At 40.4% G+C, this 19,781-nt stretch carries 21 protein-coding genes; 7 read left to right on the top strand and 14 right to left on the bottom strand.

The genetic code is table 11. The features are described 5' to 3' along the window. Positions 1-23 precede the first annotated feature (23 nt). Complete coding sequence (locus FTV11_RS05815; RefSeq protein WP_180073576.1) at positions 24-623, top strand: LysE/ArgO family amino acid transporter; 600 nt, start codon at positions 24-26, stop codon at positions 621-623. Between the two features lie 60 nt (positions 624-683). On the opposite strand, the gene FTV11_RS05810 is transcribed toward FTV11_RS05815, so the two are convergent. From FTV11_RS05810 to dapD, 5 genes are all read right to left on the bottom strand, one after another. Then, positions 684-1,142 (bottom strand): peroxiredoxin, encoded by a 459-nt coding sequence (locus FTV11_RS05810; RefSeq protein ID WP_111883962.1) that lies wholly within the window; start codon positions 1,140-1,142, stop codon positions 684-686. A 134-nt stretch (positions 1,143-1,276) separates the two neighbouring features. After that, positions 1,277-1,684, bottom strand: a complete 408-nt coding sequence (locus tag FTV11_RS05805) for a hypothetical protein (RefSeq protein WP_078192024.1) — start codon at positions 1,682-1,684, stop codon at positions 1,277-1,279. Between the two features lie 13 nt (positions 1,685-1,697). After that, positions 1,698-2,369, bottom strand: a complete 672-nt coding sequence (queC, locus tag FTV11_RS05800) for a 7-cyano-7-deazaguanine synthase QueC (protein WP_180009954.1) — start codon at positions 2,367-2,369, stop codon at positions 1,698-1,700. Positions 2,370-2,398: 29 nt separating this feature from the next. Then, entirely contained in the window at positions 2,399-3,109 is a 711-nt protein-coding gene (gene queE / locus FTV11_RS05795) for a 7-carboxy-7-deazaguanine synthase QueE (protein WP_078192023.1), read from the bottom strand. 113 nt (positions 3,110-3,222) lie between these two features. Next, positions 3,223-4,044, bottom strand: coding sequence for a 2,3,4,5-tetrahydropyridine-2,6-dicarboxylate N-succinyltransferase (gene dapD, locus FTV11_RS05790; RefSeq protein WP_078192022.1), 822 nt, complete (start codon positions 4,042-4,044; stop codon positions 3,223-3,225). A 373-nt stretch (positions 4,045-4,417) separates the two neighbouring features. Between dapD and carO the strand changes: the two genes are divergently transcribed. Continuing rightward, a complete protein-coding gene (gene carO, locus FTV11_RS05785) occupies positions 4,418-5,158 on the top strand; it encodes an ornithine uptake porin CarO (RefSeq protein WP_180073575.1) in 741 nt (246 codons plus the stop codon). Between the two features lie 55 nt (positions 5,159-5,213). Here carO and FTV11_RS05780 read toward each other — a convergent pair whose 3' ends face one another. The 8 genes from FTV11_RS05780 to FTV11_RS05745 form a co-directional block, all read right to left on the bottom strand. After that, positions 5,214-6,428, bottom strand: coding sequence for an OmpP1/FadL family transporter (locus FTV11_RS05780; protein ID WP_257223190.1), 1,215 nt, complete (start codon positions 6,426-6,428; stop codon positions 5,214-5,216). A gap of 153 nt (positions 6,429-6,581) precedes the next feature. Next, a complete protein-coding gene (locus FTV11_RS05775; RefSeq protein WP_180073574.1) occupies positions 6,582-7,505 on the bottom strand; it encodes a CysB family HTH-type transcriptional regulator in 924 nt (307 codons plus the stop codon). A 56-nt stretch (positions 7,506-7,561) separates the two neighbouring features. Next, positions 7,562-8,623 carry a sulfate/molybdate ABC transporter ATP-binding protein gene (locus tag FTV11_RS05770; protein ID WP_180073573.1) on the bottom strand — a complete coding sequence of 354 codons (1,062 nt, stop codon included), beginning with the start codon at positions 8,621-8,623 and terminating at the stop codon, positions 7,562-7,564. 11 nt (positions 8,624-8,634) lie between these two features. Then, positions 8,635-9,522, bottom strand: coding sequence for a sulfate ABC transporter permease subunit CysW (gene cysW / locus FTV11_RS05765; protein ID WP_078190343.1), 888 nt, complete (start codon positions 9,520-9,522; stop codon positions 8,635-8,637). Beyond that, positions 9,519-10,352: a sulfate ABC transporter permease subunit CysT gene (cysT, locus tag FTV11_RS05760; RefSeq protein ID WP_180007627.1), complete on the bottom strand. Its 834-nt coding sequence runs from the start codon at positions 10,350-10,352 to the stop codon at positions 9,519-9,521. The genes cysW and cysT overlap by 4 nt, the downstream gene beginning before the upstream one ends. Before the next feature lie 85 nt (positions 10,353-10,437). Further along, the gene (locus tag FTV11_RS05755) at positions 10,438-11,043 is read right to left on the bottom strand and encodes an alpha/beta hydrolase (protein ID WP_180059229.1); all 606 of its coding nucleotides are present in this window, start codon (positions 11,041-11,043) and stop codon (positions 10,438-10,440) included. A gap of 33 nt (positions 11,044-11,076) precedes the next feature. Next, positions 11,077-12,090: a sulfate ABC transporter substrate-binding protein gene (locus FTV11_RS05750; protein ID WP_180073572.1), complete on the bottom strand. Its 1,014-nt coding sequence runs from the start codon at positions 12,088-12,090 to the stop codon at positions 11,077-11,079. Between the two features lie 176 nt (positions 12,091-12,266). After that, positions 12,267-13,274 (bottom strand): sulfate ABC transporter substrate-binding protein, encoded by a 1,008-nt coding sequence (locus tag FTV11_RS05745; RefSeq protein ID WP_180009950.1) that lies wholly within the window; start codon positions 13,272-13,274, stop codon positions 12,267-12,269. 161 nt (positions 13,275-13,435) lie between these two features. Here FTV11_RS05745 and pabC point away from each other — a divergent pair, with 161 nt between their 5' ends. From pabC to FTV11_RS05725, 4 genes are all read left to right on the top strand, one after another. Beyond that, entirely contained in the window at positions 13,436-14,245 is an 810-nt protein-coding gene (pabC, locus tag FTV11_RS05740; protein ID WP_180073571.1) for an aminodeoxychorismate lyase, read from the top strand. 1 nt (position 14,246) lies between these two features. Beyond that, positions 14,247-15,299, top strand: a complete 1,053-nt coding sequence (gene mltG / locus FTV11_RS05735; RefSeq protein ID WP_180059227.1) for an endolytic transglycosylase MltG — start codon at positions 14,247-14,249, stop codon at positions 15,297-15,299. Positions 15,300-15,308: 9 nt separating this feature from the next. Then, a complete protein-coding gene (gene tmk / locus FTV11_RS05730; RefSeq protein WP_180040130.1) occupies positions 15,309-15,914 on the top strand; it encodes a dTMP kinase in 606 nt (201 codons plus the stop codon). Positions 15,915-15,982: 68 nt separating this feature from the next. Further along, a complete protein-coding gene (locus FTV11_RS05725) occupies positions 15,983-16,402 on the top strand; it encodes a PaaI family thioesterase (protein ID WP_180003387.1) in 420 nt (139 codons plus the stop codon). A gap of 80 nt (positions 16,403-16,482) precedes the next feature. On the opposite strand, the gene nadB is transcribed toward FTV11_RS05725, so the two are convergent. Further along, positions 16,483-18,129 (bottom strand): L-aspartate oxidase, encoded by a 1,647-nt coding sequence (nadB, locus tag FTV11_RS05720; RefSeq protein WP_180009945.1) that lies wholly within the window; start codon positions 18,127-18,129, stop codon positions 16,483-16,485. Positions 18,130-18,357: 228 nt separating this feature from the next. Between nadB and FTV11_RS05715 the strand changes: the two genes are divergently transcribed. Then, positions 18,358-19,740, top strand: coding sequence for a Do family serine endopeptidase (locus FTV11_RS05715; RefSeq protein ID WP_168378034.1), 1,383 nt, complete (start codon positions 18,358-18,360; stop codon positions 19,738-19,740). Positions 19,741-19,781: the final 41 nt, after the last annotated feature.

Genomic DNA, 19,781 nt, shown 5'->3' with positions numbered 1-19,781 from the left:
AAGCTTTGAAAGTGTAGTTAAAAATGTTGCACAGTTATATGCAAGGGCTCGCAATTGGATTTAGCCTAATTATCGCGATTGGTGCGCAAAATGCGTTTATTCTCAAGCAAGGGTTAAAAAAGCAGTATGTCTTTTGGCTCTGCGCTATTTGTGCTGCTTCTGATTCGATACTCATCTTATTGGGAGTGCTCGGATTCTCCCAATTGGTTGAAAGTCATCCGGAAATTGTCAATGCAGCGAAATATTTGGGCGCAACGTTTTTAGCAGTTTATGGGGTACAGCATTTTCTGCAAGCCTTTAAAACTTCGAGCAGTTTAGCGCCCAGTGAGAAGAATGAAACCAAACTATTGAAGTTGATACTGATTTGCTTGGCTTTAACGTGGTTAAATCCACATGTGTATCTCGATACGGTTGTGCTGATTGGTTCTATTTCCACGAAGTTTGAATCGACCGCAGTATATTTTGCGATTGGGGCAATTACAGCTTCATGGGTATTTTTCTTTGTTCTCGGATATGGTGCGCGCTGTTTATTACCACTCTTCCAAAGTGCAAAGGCATGGAAAGTTTTAGACTTTATTATTGGCGTTGTGATGTGGGGAATTGCAGCCTCATTATTGCTCTAGTTAGAAGCTTCTTATTAAGTTTGAGCCCATTCCTAAAGGAGCGGGCTCAAATCATTACTGTTATGCTGCTTGTAGTGCTTTTAAATCTTCTAAGACTTGTTCTGCATGGCCTGCAGCTTTGACCTTGCGATATTCTTTTACCAGCTTGCCATGATGGAAAATAAAGGTTGAACGTTCGATGCCCATAACCTTTTTGCCATACATATTTTTTTCTTTAATCACGTCAAAATGCTGACATAGCACTTCTTCTTTATCACTGATTAAATCAATGCTTAGATTTTGCTTTTCAGTGAAGTTTTGATGGGCTTTAACCGAGTCACGAGAAATGCCGTAGATTGGGGTATTAAGCGCATCAAACTGATCTTTTAAGCATGAAAACCCTATAGCTTGCGTTGTGCATCCCGGTGTTGAATCTTTAGGGTAGAAGTAAACAATCAGCCAGTCATTGTTAAGTTCCGCAAGGTTAACTTCACCTGAGGTAGTTGGAAAGGTTTGATTTGGTAAGCTAATTTCAGTCATGAAGATTTCCTTTTTCGTGTCTTATCCCTAAAGGGGCTTAAACAAAGTATGTGAAATATGACCATCATACAGAATTTACTTTGAACTTAAAGCAATAAAAAAGCCTGCATTTGCAGGCTTTTTTAAAACGAAAATTATTTTTTCGCTTGAGCAGATTTCATTGCTTCTTCAGTTAAATTTTTTAATTTACCTGTTAACTGAGGACCGAAACATGCTTGAAGGTCTTTATTTTGTTTTTGAACAAAAGCGAGTGTTGCAGGGCTTTTCTTCTGGTTGATTGTGCTTTGGATTTCCCATTTTTGAGCATTGGTTAAACGACCATCTGCTTCAACAGCACAAGTACAGTATTTGCTAACTTCAGCGGCAGTTAGTTTTTTACCTTTGCCAGTTTCTTCTTTACAAACATTAATTAACGAAGATTTTACGTTAGTGCTCTTATATGCTTGTTGAAGCTTGTCGTTGTCAGCGTGTGCAACTGAAGCAAACAACGCAGCTGCAGAGAAAGCAGCAGAAAGAATAATGTTTGATTTTAAATTTTTCATAAACCCTACCTTGTTATTTCGGTATGTAACGTGTCGGATCTTCAATACCTGCGTCAACGAAACCTTGTTTACGAAGACGGCAGCTATCGCATTTACCGCAAGCACGACCTTGGTCATCTGCTTGATAGCAAGACACCGTTTGACTGTAGTCTACGCCATGTTCTATACCTAAGCGAATGATATTTGCTTTGGATAAATGTAACAGAGGTGTTTCAAATTTAAGTGGTTTTCCTTCAACGCCAACCTTTGTTGCAAGGCGAGCCATGTTGGCAAATGCTTCGATAAACTCTGGACGACAGTCTGGATAGCCAGAGTAATCAACTGCATTAATACCAATGACAATTGCTTCTGCACCAAAAACTTCCGCCGCAGCTAAAGCATATGACAAGAAAATCGTGTTACGCGCTGGTACATAAGTTACAGGAATACCGGCTTGTTCATGATCAGGAACTTCAATGCTATGGTCAGTTAACGCAGAGCCACCTAAGTTACCTAAATCGATATTAATGACACGATGTTCTACACCAGCCTGCTTAGTTAACTCACGAGCAGCATCTAGTTCTGTCGTAGAACGTTGACCATACATAAAACTTAAGGCGATACATTCATAACGTGCTTGAGCCCAAGCTAAACAAGTGGTTGAGTCTAAGCCGCCAGACAATAAAACTATGGCACGAGGGCGCATATGCATTACTCCAAATAATTCTTTAAAACTTAACGACCAGTTTCATCGTTCCAAAGCAACTTATGTAATTGCAATTGGAAGCGAACAGGGAGATGGTCTTCTAAAATCCATTGTGCTAAATCACGTGCAAGCTGAGGCAAACGAACAGCACCTTTTTCAACGGCAAAGGCCGGAGAGAACCAAATGGTGCTAACTTTTTCGTTTAGTTTATAGCGCTCAACTTGCTGTTTTGACCATTCATAGTCTTCACGATTACAAATCACAAATTTGATTTGATCATGCGCTGTTAAATGGTCGAAGTTGCTAAGCAAGTTTCGTGCAACTTCACCCGATGTCGGGGTTTTTAAATCCATAACCTTTGAAACACGTGGGTCAACTTTAGACACATCTAAAGCACCACTGGTTTCTAAAGAGACTTCGCAGCCTAAATCGGCCAGACGAGTCATAAGGGGGAGGGCGTTCGGTTGAGCAAGCGGCTCACCACCCGTCACACAAATATAAGGGGTTTTAAAATCTAAAGTAGTTTGAATAATTTCTTCTAATGATTGGCGTTCACCGCCTTCAAACGAATAGGTTGTATCACAATAAGTGCAACGTAACGGACAGCCCGTTAAGCGGATAAAAACCGTAGGCAAACCTGCGGTATTGGCTTCACCTTGCAATGAATAAAAAATCTCCGTAATACGTAAACCCGCAGACGGATCAGAAACAGGAATAGCGGAAGATCGAAGGGTATTCATAGCAAAATTAACCAGATATAAAAAAACAAAAAATCTCTACGATTATTGCTAACCGTAGAGACGAGGAGCGATAGAAGCTCCACGGAACAAGAATGCTCCGCTGAAATAAAAACTTAGTCTTCGCGTAATAATTCGTTCAAGCTTGTTTTCGCACGAGTTTTCGCGTCAACTTTTTTCACGATTACTGCAGCATATAGGCTGTATTTACCGCATTTAGACGGCAAGCTACCAGAAACCACAACAGAACCAGCAGGAACACGGCCGTAATGGATTTCGCCAGTTTCACGGTCATAAATCTTAGTTGATTGACCAATGAATACACCCATTGAAATCACAGAACCTTCTTCTACGATCACACCTTCAACGATTTCAGAACGCGCGCCAATAAAGCAATTGTCTTCAATGATTGTTGGGTTCGCTTGAAGTGGTTCAAGAACACCACCAATACCAACGCCACCAGATAAGTGAACATTTTTACCAATTTGAGCACATGAACCAACGGTTGCCCATGTATCAACCATAGTACCTTCGTCAACATATGCCCCAATATTGACATATGAAGGCATCAATACAACATTTTTTGCTTGGAAAGAACCTTTACGTGCTACAGCAGGTGGTACTACACGTACACCAGCAGCTTTAAATTGTTCTTCAGTCCAGTCAGAGAACTTAGTATCAACTTTGTCATAGAAGCGTAAGTCACAAGCTTCCATTGGTTTGTTGTCGTTCAATTTGAATGAAAGCAAAACGGCTTTTTTCACCCATTGATGAACAATCCATTCACCATCAATTTTTTCAGCAACACGTAATGTACCGTTATCTAGGCCAGCGATCACTTCTTCTACTGCTGTACGTACTTCAGCAGGACAATCAGCTGCAGTGAAATTAGCACGGTCTTCAAACGCTTGTTCAATGATTGTTGAAAGCTGAGACATGTTCTTCCATCCAGAAAAAAATTTTCCAAGATTTTACACTATATCGAGTTAAAAATAGATGGTAAATCGGCCTAGGATCGGAATTAATTATTAAGCAAGTACTAAAACCAAGAAATTAAGAGTGATGAATTTAGCATTTTCATAAGGTTTGTATAAGAAATACGCAAAATATACAGAATTGTTCCTTAACATCATTATTATATTTAAAAAATGAAACAAAAACTCTTTATTAATCAATATTAAAATCTAAATGTATCAAAAGTTAACAAAAAATCAGTAAATTTGCATAAATGTTGAGCTGTGTTTCCTTTTAACATGTGCCATATAACAAGTCTGTAAAATCTGAATAACAGTTTATTTTGAGGAGAAACACATGAAATCATTACGTTTATTAACAGTAGCTGCTCTACTTACTGCTGCAGGTACTGCAATGGCAGATACCTCTGTAGTTCATGATGGTTATGCATTTGATCAAAACCAACTTATCCCAACTGGCGCTCGTCTAGAAGTGGGTACGACTGGTTATGGTGGTGCGTTACTTTGGACTGCGAACCCATACGTCGGCCTTGCATTAGGTTATAACGGTGGTGATATTTCATGGTCTGATGATTTGTCAATCAATGGCACTAAATATGACATGGATATGGATAACAGCGTTGGCTACTTAAATGCAGAAATTCGTCCATGGGGCGCAAGTACGAGTCCTTGGGCACAAGGCTTATATGTTGCTGCAGGTGTAGGTTATATCGATAATGAATACGGTCTAAATAAACATAATAAAAATGCCGAAGGTACGATTAAAGTTGATGGTACGAGCTACACTGGCATTGGTGGTGTGAAAGGTAACTTATCTTATGATAACGACATTGCGCCTTATGTAGGTTTAGGTTTTGCACCAAAATTAAATAAAAACTTTGGTGTATTTGGTGAAGTAGGTGCTTATTACACTGGCAACCCTACTGTGAAACTTCAAGAGTACGGTAATCTTCAAAACTCTGTAACAGGCTCACCTTCAATCAGCGAATCTGTAGATAATGAGGCACGTAAAATTGCAAACGATGACAAATATGAATGGATGCCAGTTGCTAAAGTAGGTGTGAGCTACCATTGGTAAGTTCTTACTGAAATAAAAAAAACGAGCTTCGGCTCGTTTTTTTTTTTGAAAGCGTTTAAAATCTGTGACCAAATTTCAGACCATAGATCATGGCATCATTGTCTGAGACACTTGCAAGACCTGAAATATGAGATGTTTCAGTATTCGATGGTTTTGAGAGTTTCATATAATACAGGCCAGTCGCTAGAAAATTGTTCGGGTTAAATTTATGCATCATACCTAAACCTAAACCTCGATAGCCATCACTTGGGTTTAAGGTAGACGCCGCATTTCCTGTCCCATTGTCCCAAATAAACTCTGCAGCAGCGAGCCAACTCGGATTCAATTGATGTGCAATCCCTAACTTTCCTGACCATTGATCTTTCTGATATTCCACCAATTGGATATCAGCTAAATCATGGTATTGTGGATCGAGTGCTGCGTACTGAAGCACGGCATTAAACTGCGGTGGCTGAATGTTGAAATCTTTCCAATTAATCCACCGAACTGTGCCATAAACAACATTGTGTGGGCTAATGGCTGTTTGAAATTCAAAATTGACGCTTTGTGGCATTTGAATAGAGGTATGGGTGTCTGGTACTAATTGAAAAGGACCATTTGAATATAAAGTTGATTCAGAGGTCTTATTTTCATGTTTTATTTTTGAACGATAGGTTAGGCTAGTTTTAATAGCATATTCAGGGATTTGATAACTGAATCCGAGCAGCCAACCAATCGCTTCATCTTGTTTAAAATCGGCATGGTAGCCATTGAGAGCAGCATATTGTTGCCCAGAAATTTTTAAATCACCTTTAAATGTTTGTAGGCTTAAACCGCTATAAATATTCCAATTATTATTGGGTTGATAGCCTACCAGTCCAGTTAGGTTATGCGTTCTAAAGTTAATATCGGCGCTTTCAATATCGATATTTGAGCTATCTGGTAAGCGAGGACTATATTGATAACTGATATCAGTATGAAAAGGTTGCTCATAAATTACTCCCGCAGAAATATTTTCATGTGGTTGAATTTTAAGTGCAAATTTCCCAGAAAATTGTTGATGAGCGAGATTCCCTGTAGAAAAATCAGTGATGCCCAATTCACTAATTAAGCCTTGATTCTGAACTTTGCCGTCAACTTGAGCATCGACATAAGCGAAACTGGCTTCAGTATAATTTCCGGGTTCAAGAAAGGCCGAGATCGATTGATCTGAGTTTTCTATTCCTGCTGCATACATGATCTGTATGGGGCAGACGATACCGACTGCCACTGCGACGAATTGATTTTTCATAAATATGGGTCGGAAGTAATAAGGTTTTAATTTTTATTGTGTTGGATGTATTTTAATCAAAATTAAAAATAAAGCCAAGAAAACTTAGATAAAATATGTGTTTACCAAAAAAAGAGGACAGTAGGTGTCCTCTTTAATTCGTCAATTGGCCTATCATTCTTCTGGGTAAGCGACTTTTTTCAACGCTTTGATGTCAGCATCTGGTGAACATAAAGAAATAAACTCATAGCCATAACCGCGTAGTAAATGTCCTTTGCGAACAGCAATCCAAGTGGTATTAACACCAAAAATATCGGTAGGAATCTGTTTTAAACGGTAATCACGTTCTGGGTCGTATGCTACATCGTTGACAATACCAACCCCCATATTAAGTTCAACATAGGTTTTAATAACGTCTGCATCAAGTGCGGACATCACGATATCAACATCAAAGCCTGAATCTTCAAAGGCTTTATCAATTTTTGAACGACCTGTAAAACCACCGTGATAGGTAATAATTGGATAGTTCGACAAATCTTCAATTGTAATATTTGTTTTTTGCGTAAGTGGATGATTTTGTGGTGTAATGATACTGTGCTGCCAATTATAATAAGGCACACTTGCAAGGTTGTCTTCGGTGGTTAAAGACTCTGTTGCAATACCAATATCGGCTTCACCTTGAAGCAACATTTCAGTGATTTCAACAGGACTTGCTTGTTGCAAAATCAGATGAACTTTGGGAAATTCTTTTTTAAATTGATTCACGATAGGTGGTAAGACATATCGCGCTTGCGTATGCGTAGTCGCAATAGTGAGAGTGCCTTCATCGACTTTGTTAAAGTCATCTGCTAGACGTTTGATATTGTCTGCATCCACCAACATGCGTTCAACGATACCGAGTAAAGATTGGCCTGGTTCAGTTAAACCAAGTAGGCGTTTACCTTTACGAATAAATAATTGTACGCCTAGTTCATCTTCTAGGTCTTTAATGTGTTTACTTACACCAGACTGCGAGGTGTAAAGTGCAGCAGATGCTTCAGTTAAATTAAAATTCTGACGTACGGTTTCTCGAATAATTCTTAATTGTTGGAAATTCATAATTTTATTTTACCTTAAAAGCAAGTGGGGCTTGTGAAGGCCCCAACTTTTTTGTTTTATGCAACTTGGTTTTCAAATAAATGCAAATTCGTTGCACTTAACCATACCGTTTGATTTGGGCGGAATTGATGCGCTTTCGCTTCATCTGCCGTTAATGAAATTTCAATAAGATTGCCTTGACGGTCATGCAGTTCAGCAATGACTTTACCTGCAATCCAAAGCTCACGTACAAAAGTCGCTTGGATGGCATTTTCTTGCGGCTGTGCATGAATACGCAGTTCATCAGGGCGAGCGAAGGCAATGACATTTCCTTGCGGCGCATTGGCGTTTTGTGGCAACAAAATTCGGTCTTCACCAATTTGAAAAAGGCCATTGCTATTTTGACCTTCAAAACGGTTGGCTTGACCTAAAAAGTCAAATACAAACGGTGTTGCAGGTTTTTCATAAACTTCACGCGGCGAGCCTATCTGTTCTACGTTGCCTTTATTCATCACAATGATTTGATCGGCCACTTCAAGCGCTTCTTCTTGGTCATGGGTCACGAAAATAGAGGTGATGTGGAGTTCGTCATGCAAGGTACGTAACCAGCGGCGTAATTCTTTACGAACTTTGGCATCCAATGCACCAAAAGGTTCATCCAGTAATAACACACGCGGCTCAACCGCTAAAGCACGTGCTAAGGCAATACGTTGGCGTTGACCACCTGAAAGTTGTGCAGGGTAACGGTCAGCCAAGAAACCAAGTTGAACAAGATCAAGTAAACGAGTAACCCGTTTTTTGATTTCAGCTTCATTTGGACGCGTTGCACGTGGGCGTACGCGTAAACCAAAAGCAATGTTGTCAAATACGGTCATATGACGGAATAGTGCATAATGTTGGAATACAAAACCAACTTCACGTTCACGGACATGAACTTTAGTGGCATCTTCACCTTCTAGAATGACTTGACCGCCATCGGCAGATTCAAGTCCTGCAATGATACGCAATAGGGTAGTTTTACCACAGCCTGATGGGCCAAGCAGCGCAACGAGCTGACCATCAGGGAAATCTAAAGAGATATTTTTAAGTGCATGGAATGCACCAAAGTGTTTTTCAATATTTTTTACTTGAATACTCATGAGGTCATTCCTTAAGAAACTTGTGAATCTTCTTTACGCTTGTCTTGTCGTTCCTGACGTAGTTCAACCCATGTTTTTAAAATCAGGGTCACAATCGCCAAGAGCGCTAATAGTGAAGACACAGCAAAAGCAGCACTAAAGGTATATTCGTTATAAAGGATTTCTACGTGTAGCGGTAAGGTGTTGGTTTCGCCGCGAATGTGACCTGAAACCACAGAAACAGCACCAAACTCACCCATTGCACGTGCATTACAGAGAATCACGCCGTAGATTAAGCCCCATTTGATATTTGGAAGTGTCACTTTCCAGAATGTCTGCCAGCCTGAAGCACCCAAGACGATTGCCGCTTCTTCTTCCTCAGTCCCTTGAGCTTCCATTAATGGAATCAACTCACGTGCCACAAAAGGAACGGTAATAAACACAGTGGCAAGGACAATCGCTGGAACGGCATATAAAATTTTGATGTCGTTATCCATCAGCCAGCCGCCTAACCAACCTTGAGTACCAAAAATCAATACCAACATTAAGCCAGCAATAACTGGAGAGACTGAAAATGGCATATCAATAATCGTGGTTAAAATAGATTTACCACGGAAATTAAACTTGGCAACACACCATGCCGCAGCTACACCAAAGACGACGTTCAACGGTACGGCAATCACAGCTGTCAGTAACGTAAGTTTTACTGCTGATAATGTATCTGGATGAACCAGTGCTTGGAAGTAAACGCCAACACCTTGTTTAAAGGCTTCAACGAAAACCAAAACCAAGGGCAGAATCAGGCAGCTTAAGAAGAAAATTAAAGCAATGATGATCAGGGTATAACGAACCCATGTCGGTTCACGTGTTGCATCACGCGACTGTAATTTTTCCGCAAGCGCATTACTATTCGTATTCATCGTGCAGTTCTCCCTGTACGGCGACTTGCCCATGCTTGAACCAAGTTAATTAAGAATAAAATGGCAAAAGAAATCACCAGCATCACCACTGCAATCGTGGTCGCGCCTGCATAATCATATTCCTCAAGACGAGAGATGATCATCAATGGGGCAATTTCAGTTTTGAAGGGTTGGTTACCTGCGATAAAAATCACCGAACCATATTCACCTACACCGCGAGCAAAGGCTAAAGCAAAACCTGTTAACAGCGCAGGAAATAGAATAGGTAAGATCACTTTGGTCACGATCTGAAAGCGATTTGCACCCAGTGCAGAAGCTGCTTCTTCAAGTTCAGTTTCTAGGTCGCTCAGTACAGGCTGTACAGTGCGAACCACAAAAGGAATACCAATAAAGATGAGGGCCAAGGTAATACCGATCGGGGTATATGCGACTTTAATGCCAATGGGTTCAAGGTACTGACCGATCCAACCAGTCGGTGCATATAACGAAGTCAGTGCAATACCAGCAACGGCAGTTGGCAATGCAAAAGGTAAATCAACCAATGCATCGATAATACGTTTACCCGGGAAGGTATAGCGAACCAAACACCATGCTAAGAGCAAACCAAAAACCACATTGACTAACGCAGCAATAATGGCGGCACTAAAACTCAGTTGTAACGATTTTAAAATACGTTCTGAGCTTAAAATTTCCCATAGTCCATCCCAACCGATACCTAAAGATTTAATAAATACGGCCGAAAGGGGAATGAGCACAATTAAGGATAAATACGCTAGGGTAAAGCCTAGAGAAAGACCAAATCCTGGCAGCACTCGGGATCGCTGCGACATGATGACTCCTCAAAATGAGAAAAGCTGACTTAAAAGGTCAGCAAAATTGAATAAATGATTTTGCGACAAGCTTAATGCTCAGTAGTTAAAAAGCAAATTGAAATAAATACTTGTTTTCATCAGTAAAGCTGATATGTTTCATGTGGTTTTCTGAAATTAAGTAATTGAAAATTTCAGGAAATGGTCCAAAACCTGATGCAACATTAATGTGACCCACAGCGCCCATATTTACAGGGTAGAGCTTCCAAGCATCTGCAAGTTGTTTTGCATCTTCAAAGCTAAGCCAAGGATCATTTTCACTAATCAACATCGTTGTTGGCACACGAATACTTAGCTGATGAAAAAATGCTTTGTAATCCGTTGTACTGTCGCGTGCAAAGCCGTTTTCTCCAAAGCGAGCTGGATTGGCTGGCGCAACCAAAACTAAATTTTTGATTTTTTTATTGAGTTCTGGATGCAAGGCCAATGCTGCCACCGTGGTTAAACAACCAAAGCTATGCGCCACAATTTGAATTTCACCCTGTAATGGTCGTAAGGTTTGAACGAATTGTTTAATCCAGTCCTTGAGTACAGGGTGATTCCAGTCCTTTTGCTGAACACGAGAGCTAGACATGAGCTGACGTTGTAACCAAGATTGCCAATGCGCGTGTTCACTACCGCCTACTCCTGGGACAATTACTGTATGTGTCATGTCAAGTTCTCCTGATTCAGTCAATGACTGGTCTTATTTTCCGTTGTTGGCTTTAACGATTTGGTCAAACACGCCGCCATTTTCAAAGTGTGCTTTTTGGACTTTATCCCAACCACCAAATTCTTTATCAATGGTTACGAGTTTAAGTGGCTTAAAGACTGACGCGTATTGTGCAAGTGTTGTAGCGTTACGTGGACGGTAAAAATTTTGAGCCGCGATTTGCTGACCACGTGGTGAATAAAGGAAGTTTAAATAACCTTTGGCTAAATAAAGATTACCTTTTTTCTCTGCGTTTTTTTCTAAAACAGCAACAGGGGGCTCAGCTAAAATTGAAAGTGAAGGGGTCACAATTTCAAATTTACCCGGTTGTTCACGAATCACTAAATGTGCTTCATTTTCCCAAGCCAGCAATACATCACCAATACCACGTTCAGCAAAGGTCGTAGTCGAACCACGTGCGCCTGAATCGAGCACTTTGGTGTTTTTATAAACCTTACGGACGAATTCTTGAGCCGTTGTATCATTACCACCCGCTTGATGTTTTGCCCAAGCCCACGCAGCTAAATAGTTCCAACGCGCACCGCCTGAAGTTTTCGGGTTTGGGGTAATAATACCTACGCCTGGTTTAACCAGATCGCCCCAATCTTTAATTGCTTTTGGGTTGCCTTTACGTACTAAGAACACAATGGTTGAGGTATATGGCGTTGAGTTTTGCGGAAGTTTCTTTTGCCAATCTGCAGGTAAAAGTTTGGTTTTTTCTGCAATCACATCAATATCCGCTGCCAGTGCTAAAGTCACCACATCGGCATCTAAGCCATCAATGACTGCACGTGCTTGTTTGCCCGAACCACCGTGAGATTGTTTAAAATTAATTTTTTGACCTGTACGGCTTTCCCAATATTTACTGAAGTCTTTATTCACACTTTCATAGAGTTCACGCGTTGGGTCGTAAGATACGTTTAAAAAGTCTTTTGCAGCTGCACCAAAAGAAATCGTCGAGATGACGGCAGCAAGAACACCCAATTTTAATTTTGCGGAAATACTCATGTGAACCTCAATAATTTTTACTTTATCTGTAACATGGGGGAAGAATAGCGCCAATCTTTATGCATAAAAAATAATTAAAAACGAATTTTATATGAATAAAAAAGATAAAAGGCATGTCCATGAAAAAAAAGCATCGACCTTATGCGAAAGGAAGATGCTTTTCAGTATTTAAAGCATTATTTGGAATTATTGATCTTCACGATTTGATCAAAGACACCACCATTTTCAAAATGTTTTTTCTGCACTTTGCTCCAACCACCAAACTCTTTATCAATCGTGACGAGTTTTAAAGGTTTAAAAACATTTTTATATTTTGCTAAAACTGCCGCATTACGTGGACGATAATAGTTCTGTGCGGCAATAGTTTGACCTGCAGGTGAGTACAGATAATTTAAATACGCTTTGGCTAAATTTTCATTGCCATCTTTCTTAGCATTTTTTTCTACAATCGCAACAGGTGGCTCGGCCAAGATAGAAAGTGAAGGGGTCACAATCTCAAACTTACCTGGCTGTTCACGAACTGCCAAATGTGCTTCATTTTCCCAAGCCAATAACACGTCACCAATACCACGTTCAGCGAATGTAGTTGTTGCACCACGAGCACCTGAGTCGAGGACTTTGGTTTGCTTATAAATTTGACGGACAAATTCTTGGGCTTTTGCATCATTACCACCTGCTTGATGTTTTGCCCAAGCCCACGCTGCTAGATAGTTCCAGCGCGCACCACCCGATGTTTTTGGGTTCGGGGTAATAATGTCGACACCAGGTTTAATTAAATCGCCCCAGTCTTTAATGCCTTTCGGGTTGCCTTTATGCACTAAGAACACAATGGTCGATGTATATGGCGTTGAGTTTTGTGGGAATTTCTTTTGCCAGTCTTTTGCAACTAAACCACGTGCAGCTATTTCATCAATATCTGCAGCCAAAGCCAACGTAACAACATCGGCATCTAGACCATCAATAACAGCACGAGCCTGTTTACCTGATCCACCATGAGATTGTTTAAAGTTAATGTCTTGGCCTGTGGTTTTTTTCCAGTAAACGCTAAAGTCTTTATTGAAGTTGTCATACAATTCACGGGTTGGATCATATGACACATTTAAGAAATCTTTGGCAGATGCACTGAATGCTGTGGCAGAAATGAATGCAGCCAAAACCCCAAGTTTTAATTTAGATAGATTCATGTTGTCCTCAATTTTTATACATGTTTTGTTGGATGAGGCAAGAATATCTGTAGTTTTTATGCAGAAAAAATAATTAAAAAAGAATTTAATATGAACAAAAAAGAAATATATGCTGAACGATTATTTTTTAAAATAAAGTGATGTAATTGGGATGACGACGTATGCAGTGTTTTAAAAATGCGCAGCAAATAGAACAAGTTGATTTACTTGATCGAGCCTTTCACTATGGCGATGGCTGTTTTAGCACGGCACGTATTCGCCAAGGACAAATAGAACTTTTAGCTTTGCATATTGCACGATTAAAACTGAGTAATGAACGTTTAAAGCTAAATGCAGATTTAATCCTTATTGAAGACACTTTAAAATTGTTACGTAAACAAGATGTCGTCAATGGCACTTTGAAAATCGTGTTGAGTCGTGGTATCGGTCAGCGTGGCTATAGTTTACCTGAGCATCCAGCAGATGTTTGGGTGTTTTATTACCCCAAAGCTGTTGCAGATTTTGAGTACGAAACTGTCGAAAGTGGTGTATTACATCAAGCCATTGGGTTAACCATGCCAAGTTTGGTGGGCTTGAAGTCCTTAAATCGATTAGAACAAGTCATGCTCAAAGCAGAGTTGGATCAAACCCCATGGGGGGAAGCTTTGGTGACGGATGTGCAAGGTACAGTTGTCGAAGGTGTGAGCAGTAATTGTTTTATTCGTACAAATGAAGGATGGATTACGCCCGAACTTCGTTATAATGGCGTGCATGGTGTCATGCGTGCAGAAATTTTAAAACGGATGCAGCAGCATCAGATTGCATGTACTCAACGTCACGTCAATATGGATGAAATTACGCATTTTCAGAGTGTTTTTTTCTGCAATGCTTTAAGTCCCATGAAAATTGCATCAACTCTGAATGGAGTTGAGTTAGATGTTCAAGCTTGTATTGAACTTTTCCGAACACTTCAATTAAGTCAGATTCGTTAATATGTCCACCGCGTCTAAAAAAACAAATAAGAAAAAATCTGCCAAAGCAGGTTTTCCATTTAAAGCATGTTTGGTTGTGCTACTTGGTATCGTTGTACTTGTGGCGATTTTACTGTGGTCGAGTTTATTTAAAGCCTATCCTGTGGAAGGCAAAAAGCAAATGTTGGCGATTGGTGCAGGGGATACCTATTCAGGTTTTATTGACCGACTTTCCAAAGAGAAACAAGTTCATTTTCCTATTATTTTAAAGTTGTACCAAAAGTTCATGATCAATGACACCCTGAAAGCTGGTGTGTATGAAATCCATGAAGGCATGAGCGTACGTGAAGTCATGAAACTGATTTCTAACTCTGAAAATGCGCAAATGAATCGAATTTTAGTGATCGAAGGGACGACATTTAAGCAACTGATAGACGCGTTAAAAAATGATCCTTTGGTGACGCATGACATCAGTCATTTACCGTATGCACAAATCTTAAAAGAACTCGGTATTCCGTATTCACACCCAGAAGGATTATTTGCACCAAATACGTATTTCTTTGCAAAAGGCGAATCTGATCGAAAAATTTTGAAGGATTTGTATAACCGACAAATCAAAGCCTTAGATCAGGCTTGGACTAATCGAGCTCAAAATTTACCGTATAAAGATAAATATGAAGCCCTGATTATGGCGTCGATTATTGAAAAAGAAACCAGTATTGATAGTGAGCTTGAACAAGTGTCTGGTGTATTTGTGCGTCGTCTCAAACAAGGGATGCGTTTGCAAACAGATCCAACTGTGATTTACGGTATGGGCGATAAGTACAACGGTAATATTACGCGTCAGGACTTACGTACACCAACAGCCTATAACACTTACACGATTAATGGTTTACCACCAACACCGATTGCTTTGCCGAGTCAAAAAGCAATTGAAGCCGCGATGCATCCTGATTCATCTAACAATATATATTTTGTTGCAACAGGAAATGGCGGCCATAAATTTAGCAGTAATTTGCAAGACCATAACCGCGCGGTACAAGAATATTTATCTGTAATTCGTGCGAAAAACTAAGGAGTGAGCATGTTTATTAGCTTTGAAGGCACGGAAGGTGTGGGTAAAACTACACTCATTCGTAAATTACATGATCATTTCCAAAATTTGGGTAAAAATGTCGTACTTACACGTGAGCCGGGTGGTACACCTATGGCTGAACAAATTCGTGCATTACTTTTGGCCGTCAATCATGATGAAGCAATGAGTGATGATACAGAGTTGTTACTTATGTATGCTGCACGCGCACAGCATTTGGCGCGCGTGATTTTACCTGCATTGGCAGAAGGTAAAATCGTTTTATGTGATCGTTTTGCCGATTCGAGTTTTGCTTATCAATGTGCAGGACGTGGTTTAGATCGTGACAAGCTCAATGTCTTAAATGCAAGTTTTGTTGCGCGTATACCTGATATTACTTTTTGGCTTGATGCACCGATTGAAACAGGAATGTTAAGAGCAAGAGAGCGTGGTGCTTTAGACCGTTTTGAACAAGAGAAAGCAACTTTCTTTGAGAAAGTAAGATCAGGTTTTGCTGAGATTCATCAAACGCACCCTGAACGAATGAAACGCCTTGACGCAACCCAAACACCTGAGCATGTTTTCCAACAGGCATTATCGCATCTACAGCAGATCTAAAATGCCATAGTATTTGTTAGGCAATTGATTTAAAAATCATCCATAGCAAAAGTTATGGATGATTTTTTATGCATGCTACAAAACAGGAGATTATCAATTTCCTTAAGACTGAATTTGCGCCAAGCTTAAAGCATTGCACTATCGTTGAAGTTGGTGAAAAGGCTGCCACTTTAATTTGGCATGTGACTGAAAAAGATTTGCGGCCTGGCAATACTGTTTCAGGCCCGACTATGATGACTTTGGCGGACTTTGCGCTATATGTGGCTATATTGGGGGAGATCGGGATTGTAGGACTGGCGGTCACGACCAATATGAATATTAATTTTTTAAGAAAACCCGAAGCCAATCAAGATTTAATAGGCGAGTGTCGATTGCTGAAAGTGGGCAAAAGTATAATTTATGGTGAGGTGTTGGTGTATTCAGCAGGTGTGGATGAGCCTGTTGCACATATAACAGGGAGTTATTCTATTCCACCAAAACGAATATAAAGGCTCAATTGCATTTGCTGATTCAAATAAAAAGCCGAATTTATATTCGGCTTTTTATGGTTTTTAGACATTTTAGATGTTTAAGAAACCAGTTCTGTATTCACCAATGGACATTCCACTTGGAAATTGGGTGGAGTTAGGACTGTTTTTCGTAATTCTGCTGCTTGTTCAGGATAGTCTAAAGTGAAATGCAGACCACGAGATTCTTTACGTTCCATTGCACAGCGCACAATCATTTCTGATACCAGTACCAAGTTACGTAGTTCAATCAGATTTTTACTGACTTGGTAGTCTTGGTAATACTCGGTAATTTCACGATTAAGCATTTCAATACGATGGAGCGCTCGTTGAAGCCGCTTGGTCGTTCTGACAATGCCCACGTAGTTCCACATGGTTTGGCGAAGCTCGTCCCAATTTTGCAAAATCACTACATCTTCATCAGGGTTAGTCACTTGCGAGTCATCCCATTCTGGGACATGAGGCGCCTGATAAGTTCCTTGATGCTGTGCTGTGATATGTGTTGAAGCACTCATACCATAGACGAAACATTCAAGTAAGGAGTTACTTGCCATACGGTTTGCACCATGTAGGCCGGTATAAGAGGTTTCTCCAATGGCATATAGGCCTGGAATATCGGTCTGACTGTTTTCATCAACCACAACGCCACCACAGGTGTAGTGTGCTGCCGGAACCACCGGAATCATTTCTTTGGTAATATCAATACCGAGTTCCATTAAGCGTGCATACAATGTTGGGAAATGTTCTTTGACAAATTCTGCAGGTTTATGGGTGATATCAAGCCAAACATGACGGATTCCTAGACGTTTGATTTCATAATCGATAGCGCGCGCTACGATATCGCGTGGTGCTAATTCGGCACGCTCATCAAAGCGCAGCATAAAGCGTTCACCATCTGGAAGACGTAAATAGGCACCTTCGCCACGCATCGCTTCGGTAATTAAGAAAGAGCGAGCTTGAGGATGATATAAACAGGTTGGATGGAATTGGTTAAACTCCATATTGGCAACACGGCAGCCTGCACGATACGCCATGGCAATACCATCACCCGTCGCAATGTCGGGATTTGATGTATATAAATATGCCTTCATGGCACCACCACAGGCAAGGGCAGTGAACGGTGCTAAAAAGGTATGTACTTTTTCGGTTTTTTCATCTAAAGCATATAGACCGAGAGCACGGTTTTCAGCTTCAGGATTTAATTTTTGTGCGGTGATTAAATCGATTGCAATAAAATTTTCAAAAATATGAATATTGGCTTTTTCTTGCGCACGTTCAACCAATGTTGTGGAAATAGCACGACCTGTGGCATCTGCTGCATGGATAATCCGCCGGTGAGAGTGACCACCTTCACGTGTCAGATGTAACTGTTCTTGGTCGTCTAAAGTAAATTGCACACCCTGATTCAGTAGAAAATCGACAGAAGATTTACCACCTTCAACGGTTTGTTTTACCGCTGCCATTTCACATAAATGCGCACCGGCAATCATGGTGTCATTGATATGTTGTTCAATAGAATCTGTTTTATCGAGGACGGCAGCAACACCACCTTGGGCATAATATGTACTGGCATCCGTCAGCGTCGATTTAGCTAAAACAGCAATATTAAAATGATCTGGTAACGATAGGGCTAAACTTAGGCCTGCACCGCCACTTCCCACAATAATCACATCAAATTGATGTGTCGTGTTTAAATTAGACATGTCCATCAGCTAATTTTAAAAATGTCCGATCATCACAACTGTTTTTGCCTAAAAACGCAATGACTATAAATTAACTAAATAATGAAAAATATTCATAGATCTGTAATATTTAAGGAATGTTTAAGATTGTTTATCATAAATAATCATCAAACATTTTATTACGAAGCTTAGACTTGCATTGTGATAAAAACTAACGTATTTCAAATGATAAGCACAATTGAGTGAATGCTAACAATGAATAAATCGTATTTACAAAAGGGACTCTATGCAGCTGTGTTTACGGTTGCTAGCGTGCAGACTCAGGCAGCGGGTCCTGTTGATTTTTCCAATTTGGTTGAACAAGTCAGCCCAGCTGTCGTAAGCGTGAATGTGGTTAAAAAGCTTAGTCAAGAAGAGCTTTTGCAGCAACAAGTCCCAGAAATATTACGACGCTTTTTCGGTAATCAGGTCGTTATCCCGCAGCAAAAAATGCCGCAAGAAAAGACCGGTTATGGAAGCGCATTCTTTATTAGTAAAGATGGTTATCTATTAACTAATCACCATGTGGTAGAAGATGCATCGAAAGTCACCATCGTATTGAATGACCGCCGTGAAATTGATGCCACCGTTGTGGGGAGTGATGAGCGGACTGATGTGGCTTTGCTAAAGGTGAAAGGTTCAAATTTTCCAGAGCTACGCACAGGTAATGTTGACCGTTTACGTGTAGGTGAGCCAGTGTTGGCTATTGGTTCACCATTTGGTTTTGACTATTCAGCTTCGGCAGGGATTGTCAGTGCGAAAATGCGCAATATGATGGGAGAAACCTCGGTTCCATTTATTCAAACCGATGTGGCATTGAACCCCGGAAACTCAGGCGGCCCTTTATTTAACCAGTCTGGTGAAGTGGTTGGGGTGAACTCTCGTATCTTTAGTGGTACGGGTGGTTATATGGGTTTATCGTTCTCGATTCCTATTGATGTGGCGATGGATGTTGCAGACCAATTAAAGAAAAACGGCAAGGTGACACGTGCTTACTTAGGCGTTATGCTGCAAGATATCGATCGGAATCTTGCTGAATCCTATAACCTTTCAAAACCTGAGGGCTCATTGATTACTCAAGTTGCACCGAATTCACCCGCAGCAAAAGCTGGCTTTAAAGCGGGTGATGTCATTTTGAAATTTAATGGTACACCGATTTCACGTACTGGCGAACTACTGAATTATCTCAATCGTACAGGTCCTAATCAAAGTATTCAGCTTGAAGTATTACGTGATGATAAACGCCAAAACATTTCAGCAACCTTGATCACTGCACCAGATGATACGCCTGCAAAAGCTGAAATTGCACCTGTGAAAAAAGGCCCGGTGATTGGGGTGTCAATTCGTAATTTAACTGCAGATGAATTAAAGCAACTGAGTGTGAAAGGTGGTGTATTAATTCAAGATGTACGAGCTAGTGGTATTGCTGCACAAGCGCGAATTCAGCCGGGTGACGTTGTGACTCAAGTTAATAATAAAGCTGTGAATAATGCAGAAGATTTTGTGAAAGTTATTTCAGAATTGAAAAATGGCAGCATTGCACGTGTTTCTTTGATTCGTCAGGGGCAACGTGCGATTGTGGGCATGCGCATTCAATAATGATTTGCTGAATGAAAACCACTCCAAGCGAGTGGTTTTTT

Source organism: Acinetobacter sp. YH12231 (assembly GCF_013417755.1).
Classification (GTDB): Bacteria; Pseudomonadota; Gammaproteobacteria; order Pseudomonadales; family Moraxellaceae; genus Acinetobacter; species Acinetobacter amyesii.
Note: the sequence above shows the minus strand (reverse complement) of the source record. Positions and strands in the feature narration are given on the sequence as shown.